General features: G+C 54.4%; 26 protein-coding genes and 1 pseudogene. 26 read left to right on the top strand and 1 reads right to left on the bottom strand.

The window, feature by feature from the left end:
• The 22 genes and pseudogenes from CPT76_RS39720 to CPT76_RS14545 form a co-directional block, all read left to right on the top strand.
• Positions 1-121 (top strand): annotated as a pseudogene (locus CPT76_RS39720) (carbohydrate ABC transporter permease); the annotation flags it as partial.
• Positions 122-182: 61 nt separating this feature from the next.
• Positions 183-1,622: an extracellular solute-binding protein gene (locus CPT76_RS14640; RefSeq protein ID WP_258168490.1), complete on the top strand. Its 1,440-nt coding sequence runs from the start codon at positions 183-185 to the stop codon at positions 1,620-1,622.
• Positions 1,619-1,840 carry a hypothetical protein gene (locus CPT76_RS39715; RefSeq protein WP_258168488.1) on the top strand — a complete coding sequence of 74 codons (222 nt, stop codon included), beginning with the start codon at positions 1,619-1,621 and terminating at the stop codon, positions 1,838-1,840. Before CPT76_RS14640 ends, CPT76_RS39715 begins: the two co-directional genes overlap by 4 nt.
• 14 nt (positions 1,841-1,854) lie before the next feature.
• A complete protein-coding gene (locus CPT76_RS14635) occupies positions 1,855-4,053 on the top strand; it encodes a hypothetical protein (protein WP_105443421.1) in 2,199 nt (732 codons plus the stop codon).
• A gap of 284 nt (positions 4,054-4,337) precedes the next feature.
• Positions 4,338-4,685, top strand: coding sequence for a hypothetical protein (locus CPT76_RS14630; protein WP_143811838.1), 348 nt, complete (start codon positions 4,338-4,340; stop codon positions 4,683-4,685).
• A 542-nt stretch (positions 4,686-5,227) separates the two neighbouring features.
• A complete protein-coding gene (locus CPT76_RS14625; RefSeq protein ID WP_076167379.1) occupies positions 5,228-5,722 on the top strand; it encodes a cation:proton antiporter regulatory subunit in 495 nt (164 codons plus the stop codon).
• A gap of 4 nt (positions 5,723-5,726) precedes the next feature.
• Positions 5,727-6,953 carry a cation:proton antiporter gene (locus tag CPT76_RS14620; RefSeq protein WP_076167377.1) on the top strand — a complete coding sequence of 409 codons (1,227 nt, stop codon included), beginning with the start codon at positions 5,727-5,729 and terminating at the stop codon, positions 6,951-6,953.
• Positions 6,954-7,116: 163 nt separating this feature from the next.
• On the top strand, positions 7,117-8,016 hold the full coding sequence (locus tag CPT76_RS14615) for a YitT family protein (protein ID WP_105444091.1): 900 nt from the start codon (positions 7,117-7,119) through the stop codon (positions 8,014-8,016).
• Positions 8,017-8,496: 480 nt separating this feature from the next.
• Positions 8,497-9,477 (top strand): LacI family DNA-binding transcriptional regulator, encoded by a 981-nt coding sequence (locus CPT76_RS14610; protein WP_105443420.1) that lies wholly within the window; start codon positions 8,497-8,499, stop codon positions 9,475-9,477.
• A 1-nt stretch (position 9,478) separates the two neighbouring features.
• Positions 9,479-10,357 (top strand): ribokinase, encoded by an 879-nt coding sequence (gene rbsK / locus CPT76_RS14605; protein WP_105443419.1) that lies wholly within the window; start codon positions 9,479-9,481, stop codon positions 10,355-10,357.
• Complete coding sequence (gene rbsD, locus CPT76_RS14600; protein ID WP_105443418.1) at positions 10,357-10,755, top strand: D-ribose pyranase; 399 nt, start codon at positions 10,357-10,359, stop codon at positions 10,753-10,755. The genes rbsK and rbsD overlap by 1 nt, the downstream gene beginning before the upstream one ends.
• 15 nt (positions 10,756-10,770) lie before the next feature.
• Entirely contained in the window at positions 10,771-12,252 is a 1,482-nt protein-coding gene (locus CPT76_RS14595; RefSeq protein WP_105443417.1) for a sugar ABC transporter ATP-binding protein, read from the top strand.
• A 1-nt stretch (position 12,253) separates the two neighbouring features.
• Positions 12,254-13,222 (top strand): ribose ABC transporter permease RbsC, encoded by a 969-nt coding sequence (gene rbsC, locus CPT76_RS14590; RefSeq protein ID WP_076167363.1) that lies wholly within the window; start codon positions 12,254-12,256, stop codon positions 13,220-13,222.
• Positions 13,223-13,238: 16 nt separating this feature from the next.
• Positions 13,239-14,162 carry a ribose ABC transporter substrate-binding protein RbsB gene (rbsB, locus tag CPT76_RS14585; RefSeq protein ID WP_089546759.1) on the top strand — a complete coding sequence of 308 codons (924 nt, stop codon included), beginning with the start codon at positions 13,239-13,241 and terminating at the stop codon, positions 14,160-14,162.
• Positions 14,163-14,477: 315 nt separating this feature from the next.
• Complete coding sequence (locus tag CPT76_RS14580) at positions 14,478-15,302, top strand: S8 family serine peptidase (RefSeq protein ID WP_181152856.1); 825 nt, start codon at positions 14,478-14,480, stop codon at positions 15,300-15,302.
• A 260-nt stretch (positions 15,303-15,562) separates the two neighbouring features.
• Positions 15,563-15,844 (top strand): hypothetical protein, encoded by a 282-nt coding sequence (locus tag CPT76_RS14575; protein WP_105443415.1) that lies wholly within the window; start codon positions 15,563-15,565, stop codon positions 15,842-15,844.
• 77 nt (positions 15,845-15,921) lie between these two features.
• Positions 15,922-16,431 (top strand): hypothetical protein, encoded by a 510-nt coding sequence (locus CPT76_RS14570; RefSeq protein ID WP_105443414.1) that lies wholly within the window; start codon positions 15,922-15,924, stop codon positions 16,429-16,431.
• 180 nt (positions 16,432-16,611) lie between these two features.
• Positions 16,612-17,094: a DinB family protein gene (locus tag CPT76_RS14565; protein WP_105444090.1), complete on the top strand. Its 483-nt coding sequence runs from the start codon at positions 16,612-16,614 to the stop codon at positions 17,092-17,094.
• Positions 17,095-17,177: 83 nt separating this feature from the next.
• Positions 17,178-17,480, top strand: a complete 303-nt coding sequence (locus tag CPT76_RS14560) for a YciI family protein (RefSeq protein WP_105443413.1) — start codon at positions 17,178-17,180, stop codon at positions 17,478-17,480.
• Positions 17,481-17,732: 252 nt separating this feature from the next.
• Positions 17,733-18,701 carry an acetylxylan esterase gene (locus tag CPT76_RS14555; protein WP_105443412.1) on the top strand — a complete coding sequence of 323 codons (969 nt, stop codon included), beginning with the start codon at positions 17,733-17,735 and terminating at the stop codon, positions 18,699-18,701.
• A 108-nt stretch (positions 18,702-18,809) separates the two neighbouring features.
• Complete coding sequence (locus CPT76_RS14550) at positions 18,810-19,334, top strand: cysteine hydrolase family protein (RefSeq protein WP_105444089.1); 525 nt, start codon at positions 18,810-18,812, stop codon at positions 19,332-19,334.
• 280 nt (positions 19,335-19,614) lie between these two features.
• The gene (locus CPT76_RS14545) at positions 19,615-20,433 is read left to right on the top strand and encodes a methyltransferase domain-containing protein (RefSeq protein WP_105443411.1); all 819 of its coding nucleotides are present in this window, start codon (positions 19,615-19,617) and stop codon (positions 20,431-20,433) included.
• On the opposite strand, the gene CPT76_RS14540 is transcribed toward CPT76_RS14545, so the two are convergent.
• Positions 20,423-20,848 carry a TetR-like C-terminal domain-containing protein gene (locus tag CPT76_RS14540; protein WP_181152855.1) on the bottom strand — a complete coding sequence of 142 codons (426 nt, stop codon included), beginning with the start codon at positions 20,846-20,848 and terminating at the stop codon, positions 20,423-20,425. The two genes, CPT76_RS14545 and CPT76_RS14540, sit on opposite strands and share 11 nt — an antisense overlap.
• Positions 20,849-20,860: 12 nt before the next feature.
• Here CPT76_RS14540 and CPT76_RS14535 point away from each other — a divergent pair, with 12 nt between their 5' ends.
• The 4 genes from CPT76_RS14535 to CPT76_RS14520 form a co-directional block, all read left to right on the top strand.
• Positions 20,861-21,385, top strand: a complete 525-nt coding sequence (locus CPT76_RS14535) for a YhgE/Pip domain-containing protein (protein ID WP_308737632.1) — start codon at positions 20,861-20,863, stop codon at positions 21,383-21,385.
• Complete coding sequence (locus CPT76_RS14530; protein ID WP_105443408.1) at positions 21,358-21,900, top strand: ABC-2 transporter permease; 543 nt, start codon at positions 21,358-21,360, stop codon at positions 21,898-21,900. The genes CPT76_RS14535 and CPT76_RS14530 overlap by 28 nt, the downstream gene beginning before the upstream one ends.
• Positions 21,901-22,038: 138 nt before the next feature.
• Positions 22,039-22,959 (top strand): helix-turn-helix transcriptional regulator, encoded by a 921-nt coding sequence (locus tag CPT76_RS14525; protein ID WP_105443407.1) that lies wholly within the window; start codon positions 22,039-22,041, stop codon positions 22,957-22,959.
• A gap of 142 nt (positions 22,960-23,101) precedes the next feature.
• Positions 23,102-24,302, top strand: a 1,201-nt coding sequence (locus CPT76_RS14520; protein ID WP_258168629.1) for an MDR family MFS transporter, incomplete at its 3' end; no start/stop codon positions are given.

Genomic DNA, 24,302 nt, shown 5'->3' with positions numbered 1-24,302 from the left:
TACGCCGGAATCGCTCCGGATGGCACTGCTCGTCATTACCGTGTTTCCGATCCTGTGTATCTATCCGTTCCTGCAGCGCTATTTTGTCAAGGGAACGATGATCGGATCCGTCAAAGGGTAAGGATAGACGTCCTGCATGCGGGACTATATCATATACATTCATTCAAATTGGGAGGGTTCATATGAGAAAAAAGCGGTTTAAATTGGCAGCTTCTCTGATGGCGTTTACCCTGATATCCGGCATGCTGTACGGATGCAGCAGCAGCGGCAGCGGCGACAGTGCGGACGGGGGAGACAAAGGCGCGGACTCCAAAACGGTTACGCTCACGGTGCTGAATAACTGGAACGGTTCCTCAGGCTCCGATTCGGAAACGAACCCTGTACTCAAAGCGATCGAGGAGAAAACCGGCATCAAGGTAAAAATCGACTACACGAAAGGCAGCGAGGCCGAGAAAGTCAACACGATTTTTGCAACGCAGGACCTGCCGGACATTTATACCGGACCTGCCTGGGGCGGCGAGCTGGACGGCATCATCAAGGCAGCTAAAGAAGGCCAGCTTGTGGATTTGACGGATAAAATCGACCAGTATCCGAACCTGGCCAAGGCGATCGCCAAGGAAAACGTGCCGCCGGCGCTGTACGAAAAAGCGATCGGCGGGATTGACGGCAAGAAGTACATGCTGTACCAGAACCAGCCGGCAACCGACAAGGACGTCAACGACTGGCTGTACGGATTTTACGTACGGAAGGACATTGCCGATAAGATCGGAGTCGATCCGCAGTCCGTGAAGACCAAGGACGATTTCTACAATTTCCTGAAAAAGATCAAGGACGCCAATCTGAGCGAAAACGGCGCTCCGGTCATTCCGCTCGGCGGCTTCCATGACGGATGGGCGGTAGGCATCGGGAATACAATGTTCTACGGGGCCGATTACCAAGACAAAGGCGACGGTACGCTGGAGCATGTGTTCTTTACGAAAGCTTACGAGGATTACACGCTGTATTACCGCAAGCTGATTTCCGAAGGACTGCTGGATCCGGATGCTTTTACGCAGACCGACCCGATCGCGAACGAGAAAATCAAGCAGGGGCGCATCGCGGTACTGTCAGCGCATTATCCAGCAATCTTGGACGCTTCAAAGGAATATGTGAAAGCGCATCCGGGCAGCGATTACGTCCCTGTCGGACCTCTTGAGCGGGCAGGGGCAGAACCGAACCGTCCGGTCGACCTGAACATTCAAGGAAATAACGTTACCGTCATCACGAAAAAAGCCAAAAACGTCGACGCCGCGCTGAAGCTGCTCGATTTCCTCGCTTCCGACGAAGGCTTTATGCTTGTGCATTACGGCATTCAGGGAACGCAATGGGATATGGTTGATGGCAAACCGACCGCCAAACAAGAATGGTTCGACAAGTTTACAGCGGACACGACAGGCAAGGCCAAGAAGAACGAAGGCATCAGCATTGGGCTGGAAAATATGACCGGCATGGATCGCATTAATTCGGTCGGCGGCGGTGATATTTGGGCAGATCAGGATCGCCTGAAAGCGATGGACAACGCGCGTAAAATTTTGCGTCCGAACGGCATCAGCGTCATTTCCGCCTTCAATCCGGGGATGTGATCACCAAATCGCCGCAATGGGAAACGCTGAAGCCGTCCATGGACCAAATCAACGACGTATGGAAGCAGGCGATCTTCGCCAAGTCGGACGATGCGGCCCTGAAGGTGATAAACGACCTTCGCGAGCAAATCAAGAACACCGGTTACGATGACGCCATGAAGTATGTAAACGAAGAGCTGAAAGGGAAAGAAGTCGTCAAATTGTCGATGCCTAACTAAAGGAGGGTTTACCCTTGAGCAGCCGATTGGGAAGCAAGGGGCTGGAGTGGACGGGATTTCAGGAATCCCGTCCTTACGGGCCGAAGTATGATCTCCGCACGGATTTCGTTATGGTCTACGGCATATCGGATGATTTGCCGGAGCGCATTCAAGGCTGGAAGCAGGCAGGATACACGGTTCATCTGATGACCGGCGTATCTTGGGGGGAGTACCAGGATTATTTGTACGGCCGCTTCGACGGGCGCAATCACTGGGATGAAGCCCAGGTCAACCGGGCGGGGGATCAGGTAAGCCACGGCAAGGACGTCCCGTACATGGTGCCGACCGTTTCGTTCGCCGAGTACCTGGCGACCCATATCAAGATGGCGATCGACAGCGGCGTCGAGGCCATCCATATGGAGGAGCCGGAATTCTGGGCGGCTTCGGGTTACTCCGAAGCCTTCAAGCGGGAGTGGCGGAACTACTACGGTGAGGATTGGATTCCTCCGCACTCGTCGCCTGACGCTCAATATCGCGCTTCCAAGCTGAAAGCGTATGTGTACTACCGGACGCTGGACCGGATCTGCAGCCAGATGAAGGAGTATGCGCTTGTTCACTATGGACGCACAGTCCGCTTCTATGTCCCGACGCACAGCCTGATCAACTACACGCAGTGGCGGATCATCAGCCCGGAAGCGCTGCTCGTGAACATGCCGGCCTGCGACGGCTTCATCGCCCAGATCTGGACAGGAACTGCACGGACCGCAAACGTCTATAAGGGTGTCCGTAAGGAACGTACATTTGAAACAGCATTCCTGGAGTATGGCGTCATGCAGGAGCTGACCCGCGGCACAGGCCGCGAAATGTGGTTCCTCCACGACCCGATCGAGGACAATCCGCGCTATACGTGGAAGGATTACGCGTACAATTACCGCTCGACCGTCGTGGCCTCACTGCTGCATCCGGGCGTTTCCCAATACGAGGTATGTCCTTGGCCTTGGCGGGTGTTCGAACTGGGGTATCCGAAAGAGGGCGGCAGCGGCAAGGAAGTCATCCCGGCCGGCTATAAAACGTCGCTGCTTACCGTCATGAATGTGCTGCGGGACATTCACCGGTATGACGGGGATGTGCAGGAAGGCAAGGCGACGACCGGCGTCGGCGTTCTGCTGGCGAACTCCGCGATGTATCAGCGGGGAGACGTCGATCCGGACGAAGAAGGACGCAAACAGGAGTTTAAGTACGACGGCACCTCCGGCACGGAACAGCTGAGCGAAGCGCAGCAGGAGCTGCTGGATTGGTCCGCCTTTTACGGGATGGCGCTGCCGCTCGTCAAAGCCGGCATTCCGCTGCGGCCGGTCCAGCTGGACAATATTCTGACCTTTCCCGGATATTTGGCAGATTACCGCGTGCTCCTGCTGAGCTACGAGCTGATGAAGCCGGAGCATCCCGGCATTCACCAGGTTCTCGGGCAGTGGGTCCGCGAGGGAGGCGTGTTGATCTATTACGGCGATGGGAGCGATCCATTCCACAACGTGCAGGAATGGTGGAACCGCGACGCCGGCCGCGCCTATGACCGGGCGGAAGAGCATCTGTTCGAGTCGATGGGGCTGGGGCGTAACCCGGGCGAAGGAGAGCACCGGGTCGGCGATGGGGCCGTGCTGTACTACCGGCAGCATCCTGCGGAATTGTCCCGCTCGGATGCAGGCGCCGAGCAGGTGCGGAGCAGCGTGCGTCAGGCGCTCCAGTTCCGCGGGGAGCAGGACGCGTACCTTGAGAGCGGCCTGCTTCACATCCGGCGCGGTCCGTATGTGATCGCGCATGCGCTCGACGAGCGCGATGCCGCGGAGCCGGCGGCACAGCTCGAAGGGGCGTTCGTCGATCTCTTTGATCCGGAGCTGCCCGTGCTGAGCCGTGTGGAACTTCAGCCCGGTGATGACCGTCTTCTGTATGATCTGGACCATCCGGCAGCACAGTTACAGGATAAGCCGGTCATTCTTGTCAGCGCATCCCGGATTCGCGAGGAGCAGTACCTCGAAGGCAAGCTGACATTCGTCTCCGAGTCCCCTTCCGAAATGACGGTCAGCACGCGTATTTGCGTTCCGGCTGAACCGTCGGCAGTGACGGCAGGGGGACAGCCGGCAGCCTGTGCCTATGATCCCGGTTCAAAAACGGTCTTGATCCGATACCCCGGCGTACCGGAAGGGATTGAGATCGTGGTGAATTGGGCGGAATAAGCTTATCTGCAAGTTTTTCTGGTGAGATTGTGAAGAAAACCGGTGGAACTCCTTGGTTCCGCCGGTTTTTTGGTCCTATTGCTATTGCTGTCTAGGTCATCACCTCTGGAGTTCTGGTATCGAGGCAACAGATTGCGTCAGCCCTTCAAAATCGATCAAAAATTTTTATCAGGGTGTTCACAGCTTGTCCCGGCTTGTCCTTCGGTTTGAAGACATCCTCTAATTTGTGTTAGAATAATCATATATGAATTTTTCACAAGAGGGGGGATAGGATGGCAGCATGGATGAATAGACTTCGGATGATGTTCATTGTCGTTCTGGGTGTCATTCAGATGGCAACCTTTCCCGTTTCTCTGGAAGAAGAAGTGTTTACCTCCCCTGCAAGTTCGACGGAAACCGAGACGGTGTACAGCCGGATCGATCCTCCAAGCAAACCGCTGGTACGGAAAACGCCAACCCTCATGCAGAGACTGATCATGCTGGCGTCAGCGCTTCCTCTCTGTTTTGTGCTGCCGCTGCTGCTTGTGCTGCGTATTCCGAAACCGCGGCTACCCTTTGTTCCGTGTGTTTTTCTCCGTAAAAAATATTTACTGCTACTTCCGATAAAATTTACCTCGAGTTATGTGGCTTAATCTCCTTCCTGAATAGACGGTTCCTTATTGGCATGCTCCGGGGCATTCTCGCACCTGGACTGTAAAAAAGCCGATAGCGGGACGGTTCGTTTCGTGTACCCCAAAATGGATGAAAGACCGCAGGATGGCTTGGCTCTGTGATAGCTGCTGTTCGCTGCATGTGGCAATGCCGTTGAGTGTTTGCTGACGTGTGAAGAATTTCGTTATTTGGTATTTTTGTCACGATTTATCGTTGATCGTTTGTTTTTTCGGCAACGGCTGTATTTAGCATGAAAGTAAATCAGTTAGGCATATTTTGTTGTTATTTATGCTGGATCGGCCAGGCTTTTTGGGCTTTGATGCAGTGCTGGATTTGCTGCGGATTGCAATGGCTTTGATGGCAAGTTGTATACCTTTGTTACGGCAGCATTTAGTCTGAGTGTGTTTTGTTGCGGTTGCCTCGAGCTTTTTTGAAAAAACGTGGCATTCTGCCATTTACATCAACCCAATGATATGTGAAATGTTTCTCAAATATAAACATGTAATTACAGGAGGCTATTCTCATGGATATTCGTGAGTCTGTATTGCCCGGAATCGGGATGAAATATGTAATGGATACCGCCAGCGGCGACCGGATGGTCGTGGTCATTCATGATGACGGCCGGCGTGAGCTGTACCATTTTTCGTATGAGGATTTGGACCAAAGCATCTCGATGGTGACCCTGGAAGATCCAGAGGCGCGGCAGCTGGCCGCTCTTGTCGGCGGTATGACGTACAAACCGAAGCAGCTCGAACGGGTGGAAATGGCGTTTGACGAGCTGACGATCGAGTGGTACCGGATCGAGCCCCATTATGGATGCACGGGAAAGACGATCGGTGAGCTAAATATCCGGCAAAATGCCGGGGTTTCGGTGATCGCGCTGCTGGATAAACGTAACGGCAAACAAGTGAATCCCGGCCCGGAAGCCGTGCTGAACGCGGAGGCGACGGTTGTCGCCATCGGAGAACGGGAGCAGCAAAAGCGGTTCAAACAAATTCTAATGAACGGAAGCGGGTGAAAGGATGGAGCATTTGGTATTTGAAATTGGTTTAGCGCTAGTCCTCATTGCACTGGGGGGACTGATCTCGGCAAAGCTGCGGTTTTCGGTGATCCCGTTCTATATCCTGATCGGCATGGCGGTAGGTCCGCATGCGATGGAGCTGTGGCATTTCGATTTCCGGTTTATCGACAGCGCACCGTTTATCGATTTTATGGGACGGATCGGCGTTTTGTTCCTGCTGTTCTACCTCGGGCTCGAATTTTCCGTCGGCCGGCTGATCAAGTCGGGTCGGTCGATCGCCGTGGGCGGTTCGATTTATATCGGCATTAATTTTACGCTTGGGCTGATGCTCGGATTTTTCAGCGGATTTCCGCTCGCCGAGACGCTGATTATCGCGGGAATTACGACGATTTCGTCCAGCGCGATCGTAGCAAAGGTGCTGGTGGACCTGAAACGGACCGCCAATGCAGAAACCGAAATGATTCTCGGCATCATCATGTTCGAGGACGTCTTCCTCGCTGTGTATATCTCGATTCTGTCCGGGTTTGTGCTCAGCGACTCCAGCTCGATCGGCGGCGTGCTGCTGTCGGCACTTGTGTCGCTCGGGTTTATGCTCGCCGTCATTATTCTCGGACGTAAAGCGGTGCCTTATCTGAACAAATGGCTGCGGATCCGTTCCAACGAGCTGTTTGCCCTGGTTATTTTCGGCGCGTTGTTTCTGGTCGCCGGCTTTTCCGAAACGATCCACGTGGCCGAGGCGATCGGGGCGCTGCTGGTCGGGCTGGTGCTGGCCGAAACGGAACACGCCAAGCGGATCGAGCATTTGATCATGCCGTTCCGGGATTTTTTCGGGGCGATCTTTTTCTTCAGCTTCGGCCTGTCCATTGATCCGATGTCCTTGGGCGGAAGTGCCATATGGCTTGCGCTGGCAGCGGTCATTGTGACGCTGATCGGGAACTTTAGTGCAGGCATGCTGGCCGGGCGAACGGCTTCGCTGTCTCCCAAAGCATCGGCCAACATCGGGCTGACGATCGTTTCGCGGGGCGAATTTTCGATCATTATGGCGAACCTGGGCAAAGACGGCGGCCTGATGGAAATCCTCCAGCCGTTCTCGGCGATCTACGTGCTGATCCTGGCCATCTTGGGTCCGCTGCTGACCAAGCAGTCGAAATCGATTTTTACCTTCTTGAACCGCTGGATCAAATTTAAGGACCGAAAACCGGGAATTCAGAAGGAAGAGGCGCTGTAAAAAGCCGAAAGAATGCTGCAAGGCTAGTTCCATTGTTCGCGATGGTGAAGCGGCTGGATAAGACTAACGAATGTTTGGGTAAATGCGATCCCATCCAATGGACTTCCATTTCAGTTTAGGGAGGGAAGGTTATGCATGATCCGATCAAGCAGGCCGTATGGTCATGAGAAAAACATTTGGAGCTTCCGGCAGAAACAGCAAGCATGCCATCTTCAAATCGGTGATCGGCGGCATCGCCGCCTCGGTCGGCGTTGAGCTATTTCTGCATCCGCACGAGCTGATCGCCGGCGGCGTCACCGGCATTTCCGGCCTGGTGTCGTTTCACACCGATAATCATTTCGGGATGCTGCTGGTGCTGTTTAATTTGCCGCTGCTGTTCTTTTATTCACTTCTGGGCCGGAAAAAAATATTGCTCCAGGTGCTCCCGGGGCTGCTTGCATTTGCCGGGTCGGCGTTCCTGCTGGCGCCGCTGCCAGCCGTCAGCGGTGAGCCGGTCATTGCCGCTCTGGCAGGCGGCCTGTGCCTTGGCTTCGGCGGCGGGCTGGCCGTCAAATCAGGCGGCCTGCTGGACGCGCTTGGCCTTGAAAAAACCGACCGCATCCGATCGGCCGGAATTCAGGCAGGCACCCGCCCGGCCATCTCCGTGGAGCGGCTGCTATTGCTCTGCCACGCCCTGGTGCTGGTCACCGCTGGCGCGGCTTTGGGGTGGGAGCGGACGCTGTACTCCGCGTTCGCCTGCCTGGCGGCGTATGAAACCGCCGGGATCGTCATATTCGGGTTTCGCCGATTGGCCGGCGTGACGACGGCGAATCCCCGGCAGGTGGAGGCCGAAATGAAAAGCCGCCTGCGGCTTGAAGGACTCGCGTGGAATGATGCTGAGATCGGCCAAGACCGTGATCGTAAGATGGATCGTGACAGCGACTACGCGCGGGTTTCCGCTCAGACGCGATTGGTGTACAGTGTGCATCTGCTGGATGTGCCGCGCTTCAAGGCGGTAGTTCGCAAAGCCGATCCGCAGGCGGAGATCGTATGGGTGGAGCGGTCCGGAATGAAGCAGGAATAAGGCAGGGGAAGAGCAGGAATACAGCAGGGATGAGGCAGGAATTAGGCAGGAATGAGGCAGGAATGAAGAAGGTTGAGTGGCAAGGGGCAAAGTGACTCGAAGTACCTGAAATTTACTCTTGTTTGGCAAAACAGAGCGTTACAAGCTAACTAGTTGCATAAGTGCATGCAGAAGTGCAGTTCATTTCCGGTGAAACGGCCGCAAGCCAGTGAATCGGAAATGAACTGCACTTTTTCCGTTGTTCGCAGCAATGGATGACTGGGCGGAAGTAGTGATCACAAAATAGCTGTTACTTTTACGCCCTATACGGCACTGAGGACACCAAGCACACTGTGCTTATTTTTCCGCACCGCGCATGCATTTTATGCCATCTGCAAAAATTATCCAATCAAAAACTTTTGAAAGCGCTATTGTCAAACGCAAAGTGATGTGTTACTTTATGTGTGTAACCGGTTCCACATTTCGAGGTGATAATTTCAGATGGTAACGATTAAAGATGTAGCACGCCATGCAGGTGTTTCGGTTGCGACCGTATCCCGGTGCATTAATGAAACAGGATACGTACACGCCGATACCCGCAAGAAAGTGGAAGACGCGGTTCGAGCGTTGAATTACGCGCCAAACGAGGTTGCAAGATCATTATACACACGCAAGTCGAGGCTGATCGGACTTTTGCTGCCTGACATTACGAACCCCTATTTCCCGCAGTTGGCGCGGGGCGTGGAGGACGGCATGCAGGCTAACGAATTCCGCATCATTTTCGGCAATAGTGACGAGAACGAGCAGAAGGAACAGGAGTACATCCAGACCTTCATTCAAAATAACGTGGTCGGCGTCATCTCTTCAACCAACCGTCCGGATTCGGATATATACGCCAAGCTGAACATCCCGGTCGTGTTTCTGGACCGGACGTCCAGCGACAGCCCGTCAGTCTACTCGGACGGACGCAAGGGCGGACGGCTGGCCGCCCAGGAAATGATCGCCCGCGGCAGCAAGCGGATCACGGTCCTGCGCGGACCTGTACATATCCGTCCCGCCCAGGACCGGTTCCAAGGCGCCGTGGAGGTACTTGAGGAAGCGGGGATCGACTACAACATCATTCAGACTTCGTCCTTTTCCTTTGCGGAAGCGGAAAGCTGGGCCAAAGAGCTGTTCGCCAAGCATCTCGACACCGACGGGGTCATCGCCAGCAACGATATCGTGGCGACCGCCGTTTTGCATGAGGCTCAGCGCCTCGGCAAGCGGGTGCCGGAGGATGTGCAGGTGATCGGTTTTGACGATATCCCGCTCAGCAGCCTGCTCTCCCCGTCGCTGTCAACGATCCGGCAGCCGGCCTACGACATGGGCAAGGAAGCGGCGCTGCTGCTGATCCGTCTGATCGAGCAGGGAACAGTGGACAATCGAAATATACAACTGCCCGTATCTTTTGTAGAGCGGGATACGACCAGAAAGGTGGATTAAGATGGCTAACATTTGCGTAATCGGAAGCAGCTCGATGGACCTGGTAGTGACATCGTCCAAACGTCCGGGAGCGGGGGAGACCGTTCTCGGAGAGAGCTTTAAAACCGTGCCTGGAGGCAAGGGAGCCAACCAGGCGGTGGCAGCCGCCCGGCTTGGAGCGAAAGTCAGCATGATCGGCCGGGTGGGAGATGATCATTTTGGCGAAGCCATTTTGAACAATTTCCGGGCCAATGAAGTTTCTGTAGACAATGTGGAACCGGTTACAGATATGGAAAGCGGAACGGCTCACATTGTGCTCGCCGAAGGGGACAACAGTATCGTTGTTGTCAAAGCAGCCAATGATGAGGTCACACCGGCCTATATCGACAAGGCTGTACAAGCGATCACCGCCGCCGATATGGTGCTGATCCAGCAGGAAATTCCCGATGAAACGGTGGAGCACGTAAGCCGGATCTGTGCTGAGCACGGCGTCCCGCTGCTGCTGAATCCGGCGCCGGCGCGTCCGGTCAAGGACGAAGTGATCGAGAACGCGGCGTACATCACGCCGAATCAGCACGAAGCTGCGATCATGTTCGGCGATGGCCGAGTATCCGAAGCGCTGCGCCGGTATCCGAACAAGCTGTTCATTACCGAAGGCAGCAGCGGCGTGCGATATTTTGACGGACAGGAAGAGGTTGTGATTCCTTCCTATAACGTCGAAGCAGTTGATACGACCGGAGCGGGAGACACCTTTAACGCCGCTTTTGCCGTGGCGCTGGCTGAAGGCAAGCCGATCGCGGACAGCGTCCGGTTCGCCAACCGTGCCGCTTCGCTGTCGGTCATGAAGTTCGGCGCGCAGGGCGGCATGCCAACGCGTCAAGAAGTGGAGGAGAACCTGTAATGAAAAAACATGGGATGCTGAACAGTCACATTGCCAAAGTCCTCGCCGACCTCGGCCATACCGACACGATCGTCGTGGCCGATGTGGGCCTTCCCATCCCCGAAGGGGTCACCAAAATCGACCTCGCCCTGAAGCTTGGGAATCCGAGCTTTGAGGAGGTTGTGAGTTCCATCGCGGAGGACATGGAAATCGAAAAGGTCATCGTCGCCGCGGAAATGAAAACGGATAACCCAGAGGCGCAAGCTTACATTGACCATACATTTGTGGATTGCCCGATTGAGGACGTGCCTCACGAACAGTTTAAAGCTTTGACCCGCACAGCCAAGGCGGTCATCCGGACCGGAGAAGCCAAGCCGTTCGCCAACTGCATTCTGCAATCCGGCGTCCATTTTGGATAAAGAGGAGGAACCCTTATGCACATACAAATGCAAGGCATTTATAAATCCTTTGGCACCAACCACGTGCTGAGCGGAGTGGATTTTGAGCTTCGGGAAGGCGAAGTTCACGCCTTGATGGGGGAGAACGGCGCCGGCAAGTCCACCCTGATGAACATTCTTATCGGTCTGCATCAGCGGGATGAGGGCGTCATCCGGATCGACGGCAAGGAAACGTATTTTCCAAACCCGAAGGAAGCGGAAAAAGCGGGCATCGCTTTTATCCACCAGGAATTGAACATTTGGCCCGACATGACTGTCATTGAAAACCTGTTTATCGGCAAGGAAATGACCACGAAGTGGGGACTGCTCAGCACCAAACAAATGAAAACGCTGGCAAAGGCTCAATTCGACAAGCTGTCGGTAGACATCCCCTTCCAGCGTGAAGCCGGGGAGTGCTCGGTAGGCCAGCAGCAGATGATCGAGATCGCCAAGGCGCTCATGACCGACGCCAAAGTCATCGTCATGGACGAGCCGACGGCCGCGCTGACCGAGCGGGAGATCCGCAAGCTGTTCGAAGTGATTGCCGCCTTGAAAAAGGAAGGCGTTTCCATCGTCTATATTTCGCACCGGATGGAAGAAATATTTGAAATCTGCGACCGGATCACCGTCATGCGCGACGGGAAAACAGTGGATACGAGGGACATTCCGCACACCAACTTTGACGAGGTCGTGAAAAAAATGGTCGGCCGCGAGCTGACCGAGCGTTACCCGCACCGGAACCCGTCGCCCGGCGATGTGGTGCTCGAAGTAAAGAACGCCACCCGCAAGGGATTGTTCGAGAACGTCAGCTTTCAAGTTCGTTCCGGCGAGATCGTCGGCTTCTCCGGCCTGATGGGTTCGGGGCGGACCGAGATCATGCGTGCCCTGTTCGGGCTCGATCACTTGGACAGCGGGGAAATATGGATTAAGGGCAAAAAAGCCCATATCCGCAAGCCTGACGATGCGGTCAAACGCGGCATCGGCTTTATTACCGAGGACCGGAAGGATGAAGGGCTGCTGCTCGATTTTTCGATCCGGGAAAATATGGTGCTGCCAAGCTTGTCCGGCTTTACGTCCAAAGGCTTTATAAACGGGAAACGGGAAAAAGACTTCGTCGACCTGCTGGTCAAACGTCTGCAGATCAAAACGCAGTCTGCGGAAACCGCGGCAGGCGACCTGTCCGGCGGTAACCAGCAAAAGGTCGTCATCGCCAAATGGGTCGGCATCGGTCCGAAAGTGCTCATCCTGGACGAGCCGACACGCGGGGTCGACGTCGGGGCGAAACGCGAAATATATCAACTGATGAACGAATTAACCGAACGCGGCGTTGCGATTATTATGGTTTCCTCCGAGCTGCCTGAGGTGCTGGGCATGAGCGATCGGATCCTGGTCGTCCATGAAGGCGAAATCAGCGGGGAACTGAGCAGCGAAGAAGCCACGCAGGAAAAAATAATGACGTTAGCAACAGGAGGACAGTAACATGACAACCATTCAAGACGCTAAAAAACCAAAAGGCTTCCAACTATCGCAAGTGACGCAAAAGCTGGGCCCGCTGCTGGGGCTGATCATCCTAATCATCATCGTGTCGGTGCTGAATCCGAGCTTTTTGGAACCGCTTAACATTCTGAACCTGCTCCGCCAGGTGTCGATCAACGCGCTTATCGCGTTTGGTATGACCTTCGTCATCCTGACAGGCGGCATCGATTTGTCCGTCGGTTCGATTCTTGCATTGTCCAGTGCGTTTGTCGCCAATATGCTGGTGTCGGGCTTTGATCCGATCCTGGCGATCATCATCGGCTGTCTTCTCGGCGGCGTGATGGGTATGGTGAACGGCCTGCTCATTACAAAAGGTAAAATGGCGCCGTTTATCGCGACACTGGCGACCATGACGGTATTCAGAGGCTTGACGATGGTGTACACGGACGGTAACCCGATTACAGGACTTGGCGACAGCCGGCTGTTCCAGCTGTTCGGGCGCGGATACGAGCTCGGTATCCCGGTACCGGCGATCACCATGATCATTACGTTTGTCATTCTGTGGGTCATTCTTAATAAAACGCCATTTGGCCGTAAAACCTATGCCATCGGCGGTAACGAAAAAGCATCGATCGTATCCGGTATCAAGGTACCACGCGTAAAAATTATGATCTATTCCCTGGCAGGACTGCTGTCGGCTCTGGCCGGCGCCATCCTGACCTCCCGCCTGAACTCGGCGCAGCCGACGGCAGGCACATCCTACGAGCTTGACGCCATCGCGGCGGTCGTCCTTGGCGGCACGAGCTTGTCCGGCGGACGCGGACGCATCGTCGGCACCCTGATCGGCGCGCTTATTATCGGTACACTGAACAACGGTCTGAATTTGCTCGGCGTTTCTTCCTTTTACCAAATGGTCGTCAAAGGGATCGTTATTCTGATCGCCGTCCTGATCGACCGGAAGAAATCCGCATAAGAAGGAGTAGATCATCATGAAAAAATTAACGCTAATTGCAGCTGCACTCTTGTTGATTCTGACCACAGGCTGTTCGCTGGAACCGCCGGAATGGGCCAAGCCCAAAACGGGCGGCGATATTAAGGAAATGAAAATCGGTTTGTCCGTCTCCACGTTGAACAATCCGTTCTTCGTCTCGCTGAAGGACGGCGTGGTGGCCGAAGCCAAGAAGCAGGGCATGGAAACGATCGTCGTCGACGCCCAGAACGACTCGGCCAAGCAGAGCAATGACGTGGACGACCTGATCCAAAAAGGGGTCAACGTGCTCCTGATCAACCCGACAGATTCCGCCGCAATTTCTACTGTTGTGCAGAACGCCAACGATTTGGGGATTCCGGTTATTACGCTGGACCGTTCTTCGGACAAAGGGGACGTCAAAGCGCTGGTTGCATCGGATAACGTCAAGGGCGGCAAAATGGCGGCCGAATACATCGTGAAGATGCTCGGCAAAGGCGCCAAAGTCATCGAGCTGGAAGGCGTGCCGGGGGCATCCGCAACCCGTGAACGCGGCAAAGGCTTCCACGAAGTGGCCGACACCGAATTGAACGTGATTGCCAAGCAGGCGGCCGATTTTGACCGGACCAAAGGTCTGAACGTCATGGAAAACCTGCTGCAGGGCAACCCGGACGTGCAAGCTGTCTTTGCCCACAACGACGAGATGGCGCTCGGCGCGATCGAAGCGATCCAAAGCTCCGGCAAAAACATCCCGGTCATCGGGTTTGACGGCAACGAGGACGCGCTGAACTCGATCAAAGCCGGCAAGCTGACCGCCACTGTGGCACAGCAGCCTGAGCTGATCGGCCAGATGGCCGTGCAGGCGGCGAAGGACGTGCTGCAGGGCAAAACGGTCGACAAGTCGATCCCGGCGCCGCTGAAGCTGGTGACGAAGGATCAGCAGTAAGATCGCAGCGAAGAGGTAACGAATAAACAGGTCAGCAAAGTGATAGGTTTTGATATTAGAATGATAGAATAAGAAGATTTGAGAACGGTGACGCCCCTCAGTCTGTCTTACGCCAATGCTGCGTAGGAAGGACGGGGGCTTTTTTTGTGCTCAACGATTGCTCCAGGCACAGCGTGCATGAGCGCTAATTTGATGACTCTTCCGGGCGGTTAGGTTATTCCTGGGCTAATGCTGAGGCAGCACGGCAAAGGCACACCAATGCGGGCGATGTCACATATTCTATCAGGAATACATCCTCCAAATGAGGTGCATACAGTGAAGCAGCTGGAGAAGTTATTGAAAAAAACGGCCGTAAGTCGTCCGAGTAAAACAACAAGTCGTCAGATCGTCGTGTTCAAAACGCAGCAGGATTACCGGCAGTGCCTTGATATACTCAACGCAAATGGAATCAAACCGGTGAAGGCCGTGGACAGCCACCGGCTGATCTGCTGCCATTTTCATCGCTCCACGGATATGGAAAAAATAAAACAGCATCCCCGTGTCGCCTATGTCCAGCGGGACGCGAAAGTGAAGGCGCACGCGATCAAGCCTGCGGCTGCCGCCAAACGCGGCGGTGCGAACAAGGCCACTAAGAAAAGCGCATTGGTGGACACGGCCAAAATTCCCTGGAATGTCAGTAGGGTGAAGTCGCCCGAGCTGTGGAACCGGACGATGGGCCGAGGAGTAAAGGTGGCCATCATCGACACGGGCATCGCCAAACATCCGGATCTGTGTATCGCGGGCGGTGTAAATACGATTACCGGCGGATCGTTTCAGGATGACAACGGCCACGGCACGCATGTGGCCGGAATCGCGGCAGCCACCGGGAGGCAAAAAATTTTCGGCAATGCGCCCAAAGTCAAGCTGTTCGCCGTGAAGGTGCTGGACCAAAACGGAAACGGCTTTGTTTCCGACATTGTGGAAGGGATCGACTGGTGGCAGGCGGTAGGCGCCGGACTGCTGCAGGTCGCACCCGCGGCGGTCATACCCGCGGCGATTGCTTCAGGGAGCCGGTTCCCAAGCAAGGCGCAGCGCTTGAAGAAGGCAAAGTCTGCGTCCCGGCCGGTGCTGTTTACCCCTTCCGGACGGAGCAAACGGTAAGAAGGAGCAGGCGGGATGCCTGCTCCTTTTTTCATGGATAGCCGGGGTGGTGGATGAATGGTTCATCCACCATTGGATTACCGCAGCGGCACGGTGGACAGCAGGGGAGTCCAGAATGGATAAGCTTTTGGGTTTTATTTAAGGTCATGCCTATAGATGGTTGGGGCGGACAATGTGCTTTTTGGATCATGGGTAAAGGCAGACTTTGTTTGAAAAATATGGTATATAGTAAGGGATGGAGCTGTGAAAGGAGCAGTGGAATGGAAACTAGTAAATACCGGATCCTCTATGTCTGTTCCATGATCGCGGGGTTGATGCTCCTTCTCTGGGGACTGGCACTCTGGATACCCAGAACGACGAGATCGGATACGCCAGATGTGTATTATATTGTATGGGACTGCCTGAAACTCCTCCTTCCCACCGCAGGCTTACTGCTGATGGTGATCGGATCCTTCGTTTATTCCGCTTACAAGGACTTATACCGGGAGATTCGGGAACTGAAAGACCAGGTCCGATCGCTGGAGAAAAAAATATCCGGTTAATAATGGAACGGCGGGCAGAAGGTTTACGAGAAAATCCCTTTATCCAGCCCCTGACTCAAAATAAGGAGGAGTGTATTTTGCGATTGATATGGGCAACGTTCCTGGTTGTCTTCCTGCTGTCCGGCTGCAGCGAAGTTAAGAAAGAAACAGCAGGGGGATACGAAGATTGGCAGCAGAGCCCCTCGTTTACGATTTCCAAATCCGGACCTGATGGGAATCCGGTGCCGTACGGGCTCAAGGGAATCAAAGACAGATTTGCCATCGTAGACGGCTTAGTACAGGCGAATTCGAGCAACAAGCAGCTCCTCCACTTTTCGGGTGACTCGCCGGAAGAAACCGGGCGGCTGCTGGATAAAGAAGTGAAAGTCATCGGAACAAGCCGGGAGACGGGAGAGCAGGTGACGGCTTTTGAAGGGAAGACGCAAATCCAGAATGACGATCCTGTGGAGGAGCCACGGGAGTACGTCGAATCTGTTGGCTATCTGAATCTGCCGGCCAAAGGACTATGGAAGCTGGACGCCTACATCGACGGGAAAGCAAGTGGAAGCATCGTCATCGAGGTACATGACAAGCCCGGGCAGCAGTGACCCGTGGTTCCACACCTCTTCAAAACCAAGATATAATCTTTCATTCTACTTGAAAGGCAGCGGTATAAAACGGGTATATTTTATTTTCCATTGTTCTCCGGCGCGCTTTATGAGTAAATGAAATAGCCGTTTAGGCATAAATGACAAAGACAGATTCCGATACGAAAGAGGAGATTGCTCATTAAAACGTTATTCCAATATAATTGGCAGGTTCGTGAAGATTGGTTCCGCTGGTGTGAGAGCGTGCCGGAGGAGGAGCTGCTTCGCACCCGCACAGGCGGAGTAGGCGGAATTCTGCACACCCTGTTTCATATCGTCGATGTGGAATGGAGCTGGGTCCGCTGCCTGCAGGGGAAGCCTGATTTTCAGGAGAGCTTTGATGGGTACCGCAGTCTGGACAAGGTGCTGAAACTGCAGGAATCGTTCAAGCCGGAAGTAGAGGAGTTTGTTTACTCCTGGAATGATGCTTGGGAATACAACGTATTCCGCGATGTCCATCCAGACGGTCACCCTGTTGAGGACCGATGGGGCGAAGTGGTCCGGCATATGATCGCTCACGAGATTCACCATGTAGGGCAGCTGTCCGTCTGGTCCAGGGAACTCGGGATCAAGCCCGTCTCCGCCAATTTGATCGGCCGGGGCTTGATGAATCGTCAAGCATAACTGCCGCTTTCTACAAACTATGAATCCCTCGTCACCATCCGTTATAATAGAATGGGAACGTACATTCGGATGGAGGGGACTTAATGAAAAGCTTTTTGGTGTTATTAGGAGATAAACAAACCGGGAGTCTCTGCACTGATTTACTAGAGCAGCATGTTCAGCACCTTGAGGCGATGAGCCGGTTAGGCTGTCTGCGGTTATGCGGACCTTTTACAGACGGGGACGGTGCGGTAATGGTCTTCAGCGGACGCAGCGCCGAAGAGGTTGAGGACTGGGTCATGCAGGATCCTTTTATTAAGGAGCGTTACTATGGCTCCTACGACATTAAGGAGTTTACGGAAGCGAACGAGTCTAACCGCTGGCTGATGGGCGAGCCAGAGGCGTGACACGCAAGTTTGAGAGCGTGCGGGCAAACCGTGTTTCTATCCGCGTATGACGGTAGAATTCACGGTTTTTTCGTGTTGCGGGGAATTTGACGTGTCTAAACAACGTCTCTCAGGGTGTGCGATGCCGAAGCTGATTCTGTCCTATGGGATAGCCCGGAGCTGCCAATATTCTTATCAGAGGACCGAGGCAAATACCGGTGCAAATACGGGGCATATCCGGTATACTGCTTGTTATGAAGGAGGATGAAACCGATGGGCTACACAGACGAGGTGTCGAAGGAACTGTACAGTTACCTTCCCCCTCTCACCAAGAGAGACGATTTCGACGAGTTTTGGGAGACGACCATCAGGCAGGCCAAGGAGGTTCCGTTGGAACCGGAGCGTATGCTGATCGAATATCCGACGCGGCACGTGAAGGTATACGACGTTTCGTATTGCGGAATGGATGAGACGAGAATTTACGGCTGGCTGATCGTTCCCGCTTTTGACAACAAAGAGAAATATCCCTGCCTGATCCATTACCATGGCTTTACCGGAAGCAGGGGCAAGCCTTCCGAGCTGATGCACTGGGTGATGATGGGGATGGCCGTATTGTCGGTGGACTGCCGTGACCAAGGTGGACGGACCGGTAACAGCGCTTCATACTCGCACGGGTATGTGGCGAACGTGGCCAGCAAAGGCGTACATAACAAATGGGAGTATTATTACCGTTATGCATACATGGATGCGCTGAAGGCGATCGATTTTGCCTGCGCACAAGCGGATATCGACGCTTCAAAAATCGTGATCGAGGGTGGCAGCCAAGGCGGTGCGCTCGGGACGGCGGTATCCGCCCTGGACGACCGTCCTGTGCTGGCGATGGTTGACGTGCCGAGCAACAGCAATCTCGTCTGCCGGATCGAAGGCAACCACGGGGCTTTCGCTGCGGTAGCCGAGTACTTAAACCGCCACCCGGAGCAGACGGATCTTGTGATGGACAACCTGAGCTATTTTGACACGATGAATATGGCCGATCGTATCGCGTGCCGGGTATTAGCCAGCGTTGGACTCAAGGACGAAACCTGTCCGCCCCAGATGTATTTCGCGACCTATAACCGGATCCAAAGCGACAAGGACATCGTCATCTATCCGTTCAACGGACATGAGGGCGGAGGGGCAGGCCAGACCGAGGTTAAGCTGCAGTATTTGCGGAAGCATTTCCCGGAGTGGTTCACGGAATAGCATAATTCCGCATTGACCAGGAACATATGTTCCGGTATGATAATTTCAAGACAGCATGCGGATATGAACAGAGAGCCAATGAAAACCATCCTGGAAGGGGAAAGCAAAATGAGCAGCGGTACCGCATTATTGGTCATTGACGTGCAGGAAGGCATGTTTGTACCGGAGTATCCCGTTTTCGACGGCGAAGCTTTGTTGGACAAGATCCAAGGTCTTATCACGGAGGCTCGCTCAAGCGATGTACCTGTCGTGTACATTCAGCATAACGAAGAATCGGGCGAGCAGCTGGAGCCGAACAGCTTTGCATGGCAGATTCAGTCCCGAATCGCTCCTGCCGAAGGGGAGATCGTCGTGCAGAAATTTACGCCCGACGGGTTTCACGAGACGGACCTGCAGGAGAAACTGAATTCGCTTGGCGTGCAGAGGCTGATCGTGTCCGGTATTCAAACCGACATGTGCGTTGAAGCTACCAGCAAGCGCGCTGGACAGCTGGGCTACGAGGTGGTGGTCGTTGAAGACGCGCACACGACGTATGACCAAGGCGGCAGGACCGCCCGGGAGATCATCGAGGAATACAACGGGATGTTCCGCGATTTTGCGAAGGTTCAGCCAGCAGCAGCCATTGCGTTCTAAGGAAGTCCGGATCCCGGCTGGAATGAAACAGTCATCACTTATAAAGTTTATGGTATGGTTGGGAGCCCACGTTGATGGTAATGGGGCTCTTTTTTTCTGTTGCGGCGCATGAATAGTGGGGAGGGAAACCTCCAGCTTTCCTGATCGGATGCCGTGGATCACAGTTTTTATAGTTAAAAACTATTATATCTATATGATTTATATATTAGAACTATAACAATCCTTTGTGTAAGCTTAATCTGAAAATAATTATCCGGAAATGAACAGGAGGCGGCAGCAAATGAATAATGAGCCGATGACCCGGCGTACCGAATTATCCGGCAAACTGACGAATGTTCTTCAGGCCAGAACGCTGGCATTATCGCATCCCATCCTGCAAGGAATGTTAACGAAGGGCATGTCGGTCCTGGATGTTGGATGCGGCACGGGAGCCATTACCCGCGGCATCGCGGAAGCCGTAGGTCCGGAAGGCAGCGTAGTCGGGGTGGATCAAAACCCCCATTTGATTAAGCAGGCAAGGCAAACGCATGGAAAGGTTGCCGGGTTGTCGTTTACGGAAGGGGACATCTATTCGCTTGAGGAAGCTGTGGAGGGTTGTCCTAGGTTTGATATCGTCACCTGCTCAAGGCTCATGGTATGGCTCCCCGATCCATTGACGGCGCTCAAGGCTATGGTAAAGGCGATAAAGCCTGGCGGGAGGATCGTCATTGCCGACTATAACCACGAAAAAATAGCCTGGTCGCCGCAGCCGCCTGCCAGCATGCTCGTGTTCTATTCCGCGTATCTAAACTGGCGGAAGGATGCCGGCCTGAACAACCGGATTGCGGACGATCTCCCGGACTTATTGCGGCAGGCAGGACTTGTGCAGATCAAGGCCACGCCCTGTCATGAAGCGGTGCGGCGGGATGATCCCGATTACGTGCAGCGGTCTGGCCTTTGGGCGGATACCGCTTCCAGCAGGGGCCCGCAAATGGAGCGGGATGGATTCATAACACGCGGGGAATACGAACGGGCGGAGCGGGAGTACCGCCAATGGGTTCAGTCTGAGGCTGAATCCATAACGATGTACATGCTTACCGTCGTTGGCGTCAAGCCTTAGGATCCGATACGGCTATGCCTGCGGCAAAGAAAGGACCCCGGAACGTGAGCAGCGAAAGAATGCGTGCCATCTCTGCCGGCGTTTCCTGTCTTCCGCTCATCAGCCACTGCTGGATAATGCCGAGATGGGCGGAAGACACATATGACAGGAAGTATTCGGCAGGGACCTGCAGATTCTCTTTGCGGATCAGCGGCGATAAATTTTTTTCCAGCAGATTTTTCCGGAACATCGCTTTCAGCTGCGATTGGAAAGACACGTCGCCCTTTGGCCCCAATATGGCTTTGAGAAAAGCCGCATGCTCCTCGATATATTCGAACACGGTAACGATCAGGGAGACCGAAATGCCGGTTTCCCGGTACGTTTCCAGATCCTCTGACGTCGCCTTCGTAATGATCGCGATGATCCCCTCAATCACTTCGGCTTCGCTCTGCTCGAGCAGGTCCTGACCGGTATGATCAAACAGCAGACTTCATCCACGGCTTCAGCAGATGGACCGGCGATTGAATGGGTTCATGTAAACACGGAAAAGGAAGCGATGTCCGGTTTGGATGAACAGAAATATTATGCCGCGCTGGTCGTTCCGGCTGATTTCAGCCAGAATCAAGGGACGCTGCTGACGGAAAAACCGGTGCAGCCTCAGCTGCGCATTTACGTGAACCAAGGCATGAGCTCTTCGGCTTCCACCATGGCCGGTCAGGTGCTCAACCAAATCGTCGACACGATGAATGTGAAGATCCGCGCTGACCTGCTGGCTGCAGCCGGTAAGCAGAGCGGCAAGGTTACGGTGCAGCAGGCATCCGTGCTGGCGGCGCCTATTGCGAAGGACGTAAAAAATGTCCATGAGACAGGCACCCATACGGCGAACGGCAACGCACCGGTGTCGTTATTCCAGCCAATCTGGATGGGCAGCATATTGGCGGGGTTATGTTCTATCTCTTCATCAGCAAGCTGAACTTTGCCTACCGCCGATCTCTGCTCGCTGCCCGAGTAGTCCAGACCGTTGCGGGAGCTGTTCTGGCACTCATTGCCGGGTTCGGCCTGACCTGGTTTGCTGGGAGCTGGGGACTCCATATTCCGGACGGAACGGCTACGGCGATATTTTTGTCACTATGCTACTTTGCTTTTTTCCTGATGATCTCCGCCGTACTGTCCTGGGCAGGGCTCAAGTCGATGGTGCTGTTTATCCTGCTGCTCTTCTTCGGGGCTCCCCTGCTGAGCCTTCCTGCCGAGATGATGGGATCGTTCTACCGCGACTACGTGTTTTCTTGGCTGCCGATGCGGTTTATGGTGGAAGGGCTGCGTGAAATGTTCTTCTTCGGCCGGGGCCTGGATTGGAATCATTCGACAGTCGTGTTAACCGGCATTGCCGCGGTTAGTCTGGTTGTTCTGCTTGGCTCGGCTCTGAAGGCTCGGCAAAACCGGCAAACGGCAAGAGGTACCGTCGAGACGCAGACCGTGGAGGCGTAATGAAGGCGGCCCATGCCAACATCGCGCTCATCCTGCTAAATAGTTTTGCGCTGAAGAAGTACCGTAAATTATAATGAAGCGTAGAGAACCGCTAACCGTTTGAAGAACGGCGGCGAACAGGTGCAGGAGGATAACGCATTGAAGCTCGAACGCATCATATCGATGATTTACATGCTGCTGAATCACGAAATTATTACCGCGTCGGCGCTGGCCGAGAAGTACAACGTTTCGCAGCGGACCATATACCGGGATATCGATGTCATCTGCGCGGCTGGCATTCCAGTGGTGTCCTACCAAGGGGTCAAAGGCGGTTTCGGCATCATCAAGGATTATAAAATGGAAAAAAGCCTGCTCGGATCGTATGACGTCGGGTCGCTCGTGACGCTGCTCTCCAGCATGTCGACCGTGTTCGAGGACGAAAAGGCGGCCGAAACGATTCAAAGGCTGAAGACCATCCAGCACGAAAAGGATTCGCCGGTGTTGTCGATGAATCTAGCGAGCCGGCAGCTGTATAATGACTCTTTGCGGCTGCTGCGGGCGGCAATCACGGAATGCTGTGTCGTGCGCTTCAAATATATCAACGCCAGAAATGAGAAGACCGAGCGAATCGTGGAGCCGGTGCGGCTGATTTACGAGTACGACGTCTGGTACCTGTTCGCTTACTGCCGGGACCGCCAGGATTACCGGAAATTCCGGCTGTCCCGGATGGCCGACCTGCAGGCGATGGGCGAGCATTTTACGAAGCATAAGCATGCGGCTCCCGAAGAAGTGACATTTAAGCAGCTGCACAACCAAGGAAACCCGGTGCATGCGGTGATTCATTTTTCTTCCGACTGCCTGGCGAGAGCGATGGATTATTTCTATGGAGCGGAGAAAACGTATCTCGACGACGGTTCGTTCCTGCTTAGCATTACCCTGGAGCATATGGAGCGAACGCAGTGGCTTATCCCGATGCTGCTCAGCTTCGGCGACGGTGCCGAGGTGAAGGAGCCCCCGGAGCTTCGCGAGGCCGTCCACGCCAAACTAAAAAAAATGATTCGGAAATACTCAGAAGTATGACATACAGTTGTCATACTTTTTTGTTTACACTTAGAACCGGTTACAGAGAAATCAGAAATTTAAAGGAGTGTTTGAGAACGTGAAACCTGCACAAAAAAGCAGTCTTCCGGTCGTCATCGCCGGCCTGCTGCTGGGCATCCTGATGGCCTCGATGGATAACACCATCGTCGCCACGGCCATGGGAAATATCGTGGGCGAGCTCGGCGGCATGGATAAGTTTGTATGGGTCACCTCGGCCTACATGGTGGCGGAAATGGCCGGGATGCCGATCTTCGGAAAGCTGTCGGATATGTACGGCCGCAAAAAGTTTTTTGTCTTCGGGATTATTCTGTTCATGCTGGGGTCTGCGCTGTGCGGCACGGCGACCACGATCACGGAACTGGCCTTGTACCGGGCAGTTCAGGGCATTGGCGGCGGAGCGCTGGTCCCGATCGCGTTTACGATCATGTTCGATGCGGTCCCGCTGGAGAAGCGCGGCAGCCTCGGCGGTTTGTTCGGCGCCGTGTTCGGCATGTCCAGCATTTTCGGACCGCTTCTCGGGGCGTACATAACGGATCATATCGCCTGGGAGTGGATTTTCTACATCAACTTGCCGCTGGGCGTCATCGCCTTCATCATGGTGGCGTTTTTCTACAAGGAGTCGCATGAGCATTCCAAGCAGCCGATCGACTGGTTCGGCGCCTTTACGCTGCTGGGAGCGGTGATCTGCCTCATGTTCGCCCTGGAGCTGGGCGGCAAGGAAATCGCCTGGGATTCCTGGGAGATTCTCTCCTTGTTCGGAGGATTTGCGGTGCTGCTGATCGCCTTCCTGTATGCCGAGACCAAAGCGAAAGAGCCGGTCATTTCGTTCGGATTGTTTAAAAACCGGCTGTACGCCACCAGCGTCCTGGTCGGCCTGTTCAGCGGCGCGGCGTTTATCGCGGCTTCGGTGTACATTCCGATTTTTATCCAGGGCGTGCTGGGCGGTTCGGCCACCAATTCAGGGCTGGTGCTGCTGCCGATGATGGTCGGCTCGGTCGTCACGGCGACGCTGGGCGGCAGTCTGATGAACAAAATGCCGTACCGGAACATTTTGATTCCGACGCTGCTGTTATTCCTGGTCGGCACGGCCTTGGTCGCCACCTTATCGGTGAACTCGACCCGGCTGATCGTGACGATCTATATGATTCTGATCGGGCTTGGAATCGGCGCATCGTTTTCGGTGCTCGGAAACGCCGCCATTCATGGTTTGGACTACCGGCAAAGGGGAACGGCCAGCTCGACGCTGAACTTCCTGCGCTCGCTCGGCATGACAATCGGGATTACGACCTTCGGATTGATTCAGAGCCATTCGTTTACACATG

It is taken from the genome of Paenibacillus sp. AR247, from assembly GCF_002968895.1.
Lineage (GTDB): Bacteria > Bacillota > Bacilli > Paenibacillales > Paenibacillaceae > Paenibacillus_AQ > Paenibacillus_AQ favisporus.
Note: the sequence above shows the minus strand (reverse complement) of the source record. Positions and strands in the feature narration are given on the sequence as shown.

What these genes read in the sequence shown, in the direction of transcription:
- CPT76_RS14640 (WP_258168490.1), top strand. Translation starts at nt 183, where the DNA reads ATGAGAAAAAAGCGGTTTAAATTGGCAGCTTCTCTGATGGCGTTTACC.
- CPT76_RS14630 (WP_143811838.1), top strand. Translation starts at nt 4,338, where the DNA reads ATGAATAGACTTCGGATGATGTTCATTGTCGTTCTGGGTGTCATTCAG.
- CPT76_RS14625 (WP_076167379.1), top strand. Translation starts at nt 5,228, where the DNA reads ATGGATATTCGTGAGTCTGTATTGCCCGGAATCGGGATGAAATATGTA.
- CPT76_RS14620 (WP_076167377.1), top strand. Translation starts at nt 5,727, where the DNA reads ATGGAGCATTTGGTATTTGAAATTGGTTTAGCGCTAGTCCTCATTGCA.
- CPT76_RS14615 (WP_105444091.1), top strand. Translation starts at nt 7,117, where the DNA reads ATGAGAAAAACATTTGGAGCTTCCGGCAGAAACAGCAAGCATGCCATC.
- CPT76_RS14610 (WP_105443420.1), top strand. Translation starts at nt 8,497, where the DNA reads ATGGTAACGATTAAAGATGTAGCACGCCATGCAGGTGTTTCGGTTGCG.
- rbsK (WP_105443419.1), top strand. Translation starts at nt 9,479, where the DNA reads ATGGCTAACATTTGCGTAATCGGAAGCAGCTCGATGGACCTGGTAGTG.
- rbsD (WP_105443418.1), top strand. Translation starts at nt 10,357, where the DNA reads ATGAAAAAACATGGGATGCTGAACAGTCACATTGCCAAAGTCCTCGCC.
- CPT76_RS14595 (WP_105443417.1), top strand. Translation starts at nt 10,771, where the DNA reads ATGCACATACAAATGCAAGGCATTTATAAATCCTTTGGCACCAACCAC.
- rbsC (WP_076167363.1), top strand. Translation starts at nt 12,254, where the DNA reads ATGACAACCATTCAAGACGCTAAAAAACCAAAAGGCTTCCAACTATCG.
- rbsB (WP_089546759.1), top strand. Translation starts at nt 13,239, where the DNA reads ATGAAAAAATTAACGCTAATTGCAGCTGCACTCTTGTTGATTCTGACC.
- CPT76_RS14575 (WP_105443415.1), top strand. Translation starts at nt 15,563, where the DNA reads ATGGAAACTAGTAAATACCGGATCCTCTATGTCTGTTCCATGATCGCG.
- CPT76_RS14560 (WP_105443413.1), top strand. Translation starts at nt 17,178, where the DNA reads ATGAAAAGCTTTTTGGTGTTATTAGGAGATAAACAAACCGGGAGTCTC.
- CPT76_RS14555 (WP_105443412.1), top strand. Translation starts at nt 17,733, where the DNA reads ATGGGCTACACAGACGAGGTGTCGAAGGAACTGTACAGTTACCTTCCC.
- CPT76_RS14550 (WP_105444089.1), top strand. Translation starts at nt 18,810, where the DNA reads ATGAGCAGCGGTACCGCATTATTGGTCATTGACGTGCAGGAAGGCATG.
- CPT76_RS14545 (WP_105443411.1), top strand. Translation starts at nt 19,615, where the DNA reads ATGAATAATGAGCCGATGACCCGGCGTACCGAATTATCCGGCAAACTG.
- CPT76_RS14530 (WP_105443408.1), top strand. Translation starts at nt 21,358, where the DNA reads ATGTTCTATCTCTTCATCAGCAAGCTGAACTTTGCCTACCGCCGATCT.